This is a genomic window from Mesorhizobium sp. FG116, assembly GCF_057809835.1.
The window spans coordinates 1-7,578 of record NZ_JBMDKS010000055.1; the positions used below are offsets into that span (position 1 = coordinate 1).

Below are 7,578 nucleotides of genomic sequence, written 5' to 3' on the forward strand. Positions count from 1 at the left end.
ACCGATCGCTTCGTCGAAATCAATGACCGTCCCATCGTGAAACTTCGCAATGTCCGCCGCCCTGGCGACGATCATTCGCCGTTCATTGCGCATCGCGCGCAGCGATCCCCACTGCACGAAATTCTCCATCGCCGCCGGCGCCACCGCGTCCAGTTCGGTTTCTCCGCCACAACGCTCGCACCCGAGCAGCAACTCACCTTGGCTGAAGCGCAGCCTGTCTTCGCTCATGCTTGTGATGAATTCGCATCCCTGTCGTCCCGCACGCTTCCAGCCGCGAACGGCGCCGTAGGTACCAAGTCGCTCCACCTCCCAATTCCCGGCCAGCGCCCGCTCCGACACCTCCGTGTTCGGGCCAAGCACCAGCCCATATCCGTTCGCCTGCGTCCCACAATGTTGACAATCGAATTGCAGTGGCACGAGATACCAATCCATCGACCACACTTCGTTCGCGACCGACGGTGGCTTCTCATTTGGCTTCAAATTCGAGCGAGCAGCCACCCAATGCTCCTCATCCTATCCCGCTCGATATGGCGGTCGTCATGGCCTCTCATCGCCTGAAAATGTTACTATCGTATAATTTCAACTGCCGCAATTCCCATGTCGCCAACCCGACGCAGCAGTGGCCTGCGGTAGTGCTGCGTCCTCCAGATTCTGGCTGGAAGGAGGAGGCGGGTGCATCCCCTGCGTCCTCTCCCGTTAGACGCGGTGGAGCAGGCATTCTGATCAGGCCATCGGCGGCCCCTTTTGGCCCCCTACGCGTACGAACCGCCATCCCGCAGGACAGCTCGGCAGGACAATTTTGGTGTGGAGCTACAGACGACGCTTACTAGCGTAGCGTTAGCCGCTGGAATGACGATCCGCGGTTTTATGACGCTAGACAACAACTCTAGCGCAATCCTGCGGACCGTTCCCATACAGATTGCGCTGCGCTTAGATTGCGCTGACCGATGATAGTCTCATCGGCGAGGATCCGCATTTCTTCTTCCCTCTTGCGCTCAGCCTCAAAGTTCGTATCGCACTTGGTGCGACGGCTCGGCGTCTCGCCACAGATCGCGCCGATAAGGGTCAGGAATGCCAGGATGGAGAGCAGCTTCACCCAGAAGTGCTGGATAAAGAAATCATAGCCCCACGAGCCGACCGCAGGGGCCCATGTCGCGTGAACGGCGGACGATCCGATCCACAGAAGAAGCCAACCACCAAATGCAATCCAGGCGCAAAGCATGACAAGGCCAGCAAGCATCCAGAACGCCCGCACCGCTTTTTTTATCGCCCCGATCATCGCCATCGTCCGTACAATTCGACCGCGCTATGCGCTGTAAATGCAGCTCCGTCTCTCTTGAAACTTGCACTATCGTATAATTTTCGTCTATAGCATTTTCTGGTCGGTTGAGAAAGGCCGAACAGAAAATGCACGCAATTACATCGATTTCTATCGCAACCCTGGTGGCTTCGGCCGCGCCCGTAGCCGCCCAGCAGGCAACGGCGTCCAACGCCGCCAAGATTGTCGAATTTTACCGGGATGCCTATGCACGCGGGCGCGATCTGGTCCCCGAACCGCAGCGGCCTCTTGACCCGGCCGGTCTGGCAACGGCGCTGAAGCTCGAAACCGTCATTCCCGAAGCCGCATTGACCGGCAATGCGTTCGTCGATGCCGAAACACCGTCATCAAGCTCGCTGGCGCCCAGGGCTGCCAGTCGACAGCGCAGCTCCAACTGAACCAGATGCGGGCGTCATGCACCATGCTGTCGCTGGCTGGTCTGGATGCCGCCCTGCAAATGACGGCGGCGTCCGCGGGTGGCGCGTTTCCCTGCCATTTTCTTGGCGCGAACACCGGAAGGCCGGCGGTTCGCTTTGCCGAATGCTTCTTCATTGGCGCTGACGGTCGCGCGCAGTCGCTGTCCGAATACCTTATTCGCCGCGGGCTGGCTTTCGCTGCCCGAACTACGAACGGCACGGCCCTTTTTCCCGAATACGCCGCCGCCGAAGGGGAGGCCGCAAAGAATCACGTCGGCATTTGGTCGAACGCTTCGTTCCAGCACCCTTATGGCGAACGGTATCGGCAAAACCAGACGAATTGATGCGGGTTTCGACAATCATGCTTATTGCCATCTTCGCCAGTTCTCTCGTTTATGCCTATGCCGCCGTTCTCCCGTCTGTCTGGATGCCGACGCAGCCGGCGACAGTTCTTGTCCAGGCGCAAGTGCCTGACGACAAAGATCCAGCTTCATCCGAAAATGGGAACGCCAGCAAATTCGTTCCCTTTCCTACGACAGCGCAATTTGAAACCGCAGATAGCTGGGTCGCGGATGGCAAGCGTTACCGGCTCTACGGCCTGCAGGCCTGTTTGCGTGGTACGTCGGTAACGATAGCCCCCGGCGCAAAGCGTGATTGCGGTGAGCTGAACCTGATCATGGCGCAAGCTATAGTCCGGGACAGCAAGCCCGTCTGCACGACGATCGGGGAACTCGACGCCAACAATCTGCTTGTTGTCTGTGAGACAACGACGGGCAAAACCGGTTACGACCTCGCGACCTACATGATCGCGCAGGGATGGGGCTTTGCCGCGGCCAGCCCAACCGGTCAGTTGGTCGTTCCCGGTTATCGGCTTGTCGAACAAGGCGCACGTGAAGCCCGACAAGGGCTCTGGGCCTATTTTGATCTTCCACACCCCGTTTCCATCCTTATTGGACAGAGCAAACAGCAACCCTCAAAAAGCGCAGCCAGTAAGCAATGAAGCCCGTCGACAGCATCGCGATCATCGCCATGGTCGCCACCGCATCGCTGGCAAGCGCGCAGAGTTCGGCCGACGGGGCCATGCCTAAGCAAATCTACGGACGCGTGCAGGTGCTCGATGGTTCGACCATTGAGTTCATCAACCCCATCAAGATCGTCCGCCTTGCAGGCTATCTCGCACCTCGGCTCGATCAGGTTGCCACGACCGAAAGCGTTGAATGGCCCGTCGGTCAGGTGGCTCGCGCCTGGCTGATCCTTCGAACCCTGAAACACGACGTGAATTGTGCGTCTGTGGCGACCGACGCGAATGGTACCATTCTCGCGCATTGCTTTGTCCAAGATACCAATCTGGCTGCGACGGCTATCGCCGACGGCATCGGATACGCGTTCAATTTTCCCGGTGAGCCGCAGGTTCCCGCATATTTCGATATCGAACGTCGCGCACGTGGCCTGGGCTTTGGTGTCTGGTCCGATCCGAAGCTTATTCCACCGTGGAACTACAAACCTGACCAACCGGCCTTCCCCGCAGTGGGCTCGACGTCAAAGGAAGCACCGGCATCCGGCCTGCCCCTCCTTCCTCCCGCTCCGGTGTCACCCGACAATCCTCCGAGAGGTTAAGATGAGAAACCTAGTCTTCATACTCCTGATCGCTGGTGCCGGCCCGACCTTCGTTTCTCCGGCGATATCACAGACTTCGCAGCAGCCTTCTCAACTCGGCAACGTCGACCCAGATCAGTGTGGCGCCGGCGGGATCGGGTGTACGTCGGCCGATGTGCAGAAGTGGATGGACAAGGGCAATGAGCTCGCAAATTTGTCCAGCGCCGATCTCACCCAATACGCCTATGCGTGCGCCAAACATCCAGATTGGAGGCATGATTGCGAAACAGACCCGGGCAAAGTTCTACGCCGCCTGGGCATCACCGATTATCAATGACGGGATCGATGCCATGATCCAGGCCGCCGCTTTGCCTCATGGGACTTCTCTCAGTGATTGTCGGGGGTCGCCGGCAGCTACCCATATCCGCGCGCCGACTTCGCGCAGCCTCACGTTCATGCTTTGTTCAGCCTTAGCGTGTCTGGGAAAGCGGATCTTGTTCCGACCCCATCATGGCCTCGATTGCTCAGGCGGCCGCGCTTCTTCGATACCAGCCCGCCGGCGCCGTCCTGGTCATCGGCCTGCAATAGCCGGTGAACCTGACCGCGGCTGAGATGAAGGATCTCAGCCGCCTGGACGACGCTCAGCCGTCGATCGCGGATCTTCTGGATGGCTTCGAGGCGATGCAGCTCTTTTTGCGACAAGGTGACTAAAGACTCCGCAGTAGGCCGGTCCCACACCAGGCTCTGTGAAATCGCAAGCCTTCCTTTCCAGCTTCGTGTTGACCAGTCTCGGAAGCTAACTAGGGCAATTGTCGCATTACTAAATGGCTGCTACAATTTAAGTTGCAACCAAGTTCGATTGTCGCACTCTCAGCAAAGTAGAAATGTCGACAGGGCCTTTCAAAGGGCAGTGCGCAGTAGGTTGGTAATGCGGCACTGACGCCCTTCCTGGCGCCGACATGAGCACCCGATCGTGCGTTAGCTGGTCGGGGTTGCAGAGCCCGATCGGGGGCGTTACGGTGAACCTCTCTCGGCTTTAGTTTTGAGAGTTGGTTTCATTCGGCAGCAGCCAACCTGGCCAGAGCCTGTTCTCGCCGAGCTTTGACCTCTGGATCCGTCATGAAATCTGCGTTCTTGCCGGACTTTCGACCACGCTTCACATAGCCATTGCTCTGGCTGCCATCAGGGATGCCGAGCATATGGATCGTCTGACCAGTGCGGCTCGTCGTTTCTCCATCGGATCGATATCGTCATCGGTTCGCGCCCGCGGATCCGGCCGCTGTTCGCGCTTTTCACTTCCTTGATTGCTGAGAGGCTGCCTGGAGTTGCATAAGAAGCTCCAGAAGCATCTGGAGAGCCCTGTCCTCATACTTGGCAAGCACTGCAAGAACCGCAGCTTGCATAGGCTCCCCCAACGGGTTCAGATTTTCTTGGACCTGAGGAAGGACATCGACGAAGACCTTTCTACGATCAGTCGAGTCGCGTTCCCGGCGAACGAACCGTGCTTTCTCCAGGCGATCAATGACGCCCGTTATTGCTCCGGTCGTCAACCCCGCCATTTCAGCCAGTTCGCCGTAAGCGCTCATTTCCCCGCACGTTGACGCTGCCATTTGAACGACGGTCGCTTTCAGATGGGCGCGTCCGAGCGGATCAGGCTGCAGCGGTTTTGGCGAAGTTGAAGGGCAGCAGGTCGTCGATATCAGTATCGACAGCGCGTTGAGGCAGTTCGGTGAGAACGTTGCGCAACCATGCGAGCGGCTCGATGCGTGAGGCGCGGCAGGTCAGCATCAAGCTGTAGACGATGGCGCTGGCCTTGGCTCCGTCGACGGTATCGCTGAACAGCCAACTTTTCCGGCCAGTGGCAAAAATCCTGATGTCGCGCTCCAGAAGGTTGTTGTCGATCGGCATGCTGCCGTCCTCGGTGTAGCGCGTCAGATAATCCCATTGGTTCAAGGTGTAAGACACGACGTCGCCGAGCTTGCTGTCAGGCAAGACCTTCGGTGCGACGTCATCGAGCCATGCCTTGAGAGCATTGAGGACGGGGACACTATGTTGCTGGCGAAAGCGGCGAATGCAGTGATCTCGCGTTTCGCCGTCGTCGGGGATCTCGTTCCGCGCCTGCCTTTCAGCCCGGTAGAGCTGTTCGAAGAACCGGAGCGCCTGCTCTGGCGGGCCGCCGCCCTTCTTTCTCGCTTTGAGCGCGTCGACAAAGCGCCGCCTGGAATGGGCCATGCATCTAAGATGCGTTGCCCCTTCCAGCGTGCGCCAGGCGGAATAGCCGTCGCTCATCACTATGCCGCGGTAATCGCCGAGGAAGGCCTGCGGGTGGATCTGGCCGCGGCCCGGCTGATAATCGAGCAGCACGATCGGCTCGTCACTGTCCTCGCCGCTCCGGTAAGCCCACATATATGACGTGCTGGTGGCCTCTCGATCCTTTTCCTTCAGCACCTGGACCGTGGTCTCGTCGCCGTGGATCAAGGGTTGCGATCGAAGCCGCAGCTTCAGCGCGTCATAGATGCGGGAGAGATGTTTTTCGCTCGAGCCGATCACCCAGTGGCCCAGAGCGCTTCGGCTGACAGGAACGCCAGCACGCTCGAATGCCTGCGCCAGACGGTAGAGCGGCGTGCCGTCGACATACTTATGAACGAGCGCGAAGGCCAGCGTCGAGGCCGTAGCGATGCTGCCCGGCAAAGGTTGCGTGGGCATCGGCGCGATCATCACCGGCGTGTTGATCCCGGTGCGGTCGCAATGGCGGCAAGCATATTTGAACCGCACGTTCTGCAGAACCTTCGCCTTCACCTCGATATGAAGTTGCTCGGTAACGGTCTCGCCCATGCGATGCATCTGGTGACGGCAGCAAGGACAAGCCTTCTCGTCGTCGCGAAGGTCATACTCGACCCGCTCGCGCGGCAGATTTTCCGGCAGCGGTCTGCGGCCCCGCTTCTTTCCCGTCGCCCCTTCGCTCGTTGGCAAGCCCGTGTCCGGCAGGACAACGACATCGCCATCTTCGCTGTCGGCGTCGTCCTCATCCGCGGCCTGTTCGGCTTCATTGAAGAGGCGGTCAATGTGCTTTTCGCTCTTTGGCGCAAAACGATGCAGCCGTGCAAGCGCCAGTTCTCCCTCGAGTTTGACGACCCGTTCGGCGAGCTGGCGGTTCTCCGCTTGCAGCGCAGCAATGCGTGCCGTCAACTCTTCGACAGTCGGTTCGCCGGGTCGATTCATCAGATTCTTGAATCGAAAGCATACTGCGGCGTCAACCGCTCAATTCGGGAGCCGTCAGCCTGCGACCTGATAGTGCCGCACCGGATGGCGGACCACCGCATCAATATCGATGCCGTCGAGGATCCAATGCAATTGCTCGGTCGTCAGTGTGACCACCGCTGCCTCGCGCCGCGGCCACCGGAACTTGTCCTCGGTCAGCCGCTTCAACACCAGCACGAAGCCCGACCGATCGAAGAACAGCAGCTTCATCCGGTCGCGACGGCGATTGCAGAACGCAAAAACCGCCGCAGCAAACGGATCGAGTGCCATCGTTTCCTGAACCAGAACCGCAAGGCTGTTGATCCCAGCCCGGAAGTCGATCGGCTCGCGATGCAGGTAGACTTTCAGATCAGCGCCCAGTCTGAACATGACCCAGCGCTCCGATTGTTGCTGCCAGCGCGTCTACGTCGCTGCATTCCAGCGTCAACTTCACGCCGTTCGGCAGGGACGCGCTCACCTTGGCTGGAAAGCAAAGCCGGCCTGTCCCCGCAGATTCCGGCAGCCTCACTCCGGGATTATTGGGCCGCAAGTCCAGCGCAAACCCGCCGCTCTGTCTCGACACAGCCCGATCCGTGACGCTTTCAATCTGAACCGGAATAAACGCCGGTGTCGAAGGCGGCGGGAGCGCCACCGTGCCCTGCTGCGCCAGCCGGTGCTGGCGTATCCACTTCCAGAGAAGGTTCGCATTGACCCCGTGTTCGAGCGCAAGTCTCGATACCGAAACGCCAGGCTCAAGGCAGGCCGCGATAAGACGGTCCTTCGATGTGGGATCGTATCGGCGTCGCCCGTTCCGACCGACAAGCCTCACCCGCAGTTTCTGCCCACCTTCTTCCATACTTGGTGTCCACCTATTTTGGTGGACACCTCATGCATCAGGGCACGCAACAGCAAAAGGTGCGGGGAAATTCGCGCTTACACTTCGCCAGCCGTCATCTTCCCGCGAAGCATCACGAGATCGAGGCACTCCAAATCCGTACTGTTGATCCC

The 7,578-nt window shown here is 59.3% G+C and carries 12 protein-coding genes and 1 pseudogene; 5 read left to right on the top strand and 8 right to left on the bottom strand.

The window, feature by feature from the left end:
- On the bottom strand, window positions 1–498 hold a 498-nt coding region (locus ACODTY_RS22775; protein ID WP_488996459.1), incomplete at its 3' end, for a hypothetical protein.
- Window positions 499–886: 388 nt separating this feature from the next.
- Complete coding sequence (locus ACODTY_RS22780) at window positions 887–1,285, bottom strand: hypothetical protein (protein ID WP_488996460.1); 399 nt, start codon at window positions 1,283–1,285, stop codon at window positions 887–889.
- 122 nt (window positions 1,286–1,407) lie between these two features.
- Here ACODTY_RS22780 and ACODTY_RS22785 point away from each other — a divergent pair, with 122 nt between their 5' ends.
- From ACODTY_RS22785 to ACODTY_RS22805, 5 genes are read left to right on the top strand one after another with little or no spacing between them, the layout of a single operon-like run.
- Window positions 1,408–1,716 carry a hypothetical protein gene (locus ACODTY_RS22785; RefSeq protein WP_488996461.1) on the top strand — a complete coding sequence of 103 codons (309 nt, stop codon included), beginning with the start codon at window positions 1,408–1,410 and terminating at the stop codon, window positions 1,714–1,716.
- A gap of 59 nt (window positions 1,717–1,775) precedes the next feature.
- The gene (locus tag ACODTY_RS22790) at window positions 1,776–2,078 is read left to right on the top strand and encodes a thermonuclease family protein (RefSeq protein ID WP_488996470.1); all 303 of its coding nucleotides are present in this window, start codon (window positions 1,776–1,778) and stop codon (window positions 2,076–2,078) included.
- Between the two features lie 17 nt (window positions 2,079–2,095).
- Entirely contained in the window at window positions 2,096–2,734 is a 639-nt protein-coding gene (locus ACODTY_RS22795) for a thermonuclease family protein (RefSeq protein ID WP_488996462.1), read from the top strand.
- Entirely contained in the window at window positions 2,731–3,351 is a 621-nt protein-coding gene (locus ACODTY_RS22800) for a thermonuclease family protein (RefSeq protein ID WP_488996463.1), read from the top strand. The genes ACODTY_RS22795 and ACODTY_RS22800 overlap by 4 nt, the downstream gene beginning before the upstream one ends.
- Before the next feature lies 1 nt (window position 3,352).
- Window positions 3,353–3,667, top strand: a complete 315-nt coding sequence (locus ACODTY_RS22805; RefSeq protein ID WP_488996464.1) for a hypothetical protein — start codon at window positions 3,353–3,355, stop codon at window positions 3,665–3,667.
- A gap of 173 nt (window positions 3,668–3,840) precedes the next feature.
- On the opposite strand, the pseudogene ACODTY_RS22810 reads toward ACODTY_RS22805, so the two are convergent.
- The 6 genes and pseudogenes from ACODTY_RS22810 to tnpA form a co-directional block, all read right to left on the bottom strand.
- Window positions 3,841–4,068, bottom strand: a pseudogene (locus tag ACODTY_RS22810) (helix-turn-helix domain-containing protein); the annotation flags it as partial.
- A 317-nt stretch (window positions 4,069–4,385) separates the two neighbouring features.
- Window positions 4,386–4,529, bottom strand: a complete 144-nt coding sequence (locus ACODTY_RS22815; RefSeq protein ID WP_488996465.1) for a hypothetical protein — start codon at window positions 4,527–4,529, stop codon at window positions 4,386–4,388.
- A gap of 93 nt (window positions 4,530–4,622) precedes the next feature.
- A complete protein-coding gene (locus ACODTY_RS22820) occupies window positions 4,623–4,916 on the bottom strand; it encodes a MarR family transcriptional regulator (protein WP_488996466.1) in 294 nt (97 codons plus the stop codon).
- Window positions 4,917–4,980: 64 nt separating this feature from the next.
- Window positions 4,981–6,552, bottom strand: a complete 1,572-nt coding sequence (tnpC, locus tag ACODTY_RS22825) for an IS66 family transposase (RefSeq protein WP_488996467.1) — start codon at window positions 6,550–6,552, stop codon at window positions 4,981–4,983.
- A 54-nt stretch (window positions 6,553–6,606) separates the two neighbouring features.
- Window positions 6,607–6,960 carry an IS66 family insertion sequence element accessory protein TnpB gene (tnpB, locus tag ACODTY_RS22830; protein WP_488996468.1) on the bottom strand — a complete coding sequence of 118 codons (354 nt, stop codon included), beginning with the start codon at window positions 6,958–6,960 and terminating at the stop codon, window positions 6,607–6,609.
- Window positions 6,941–7,426, bottom strand: coding sequence for an IS66-like element accessory protein TnpA (gene tnpA / locus ACODTY_RS22835; protein ID WP_488996469.1), 486 nt, complete (start codon window positions 7,424–7,426; stop codon window positions 6,941–6,943). The genes tnpB and tnpA overlap by 20 nt, the downstream gene beginning before the upstream one ends.
- Window positions 7,427–7,578 lie beyond the last annotated feature (152 nt).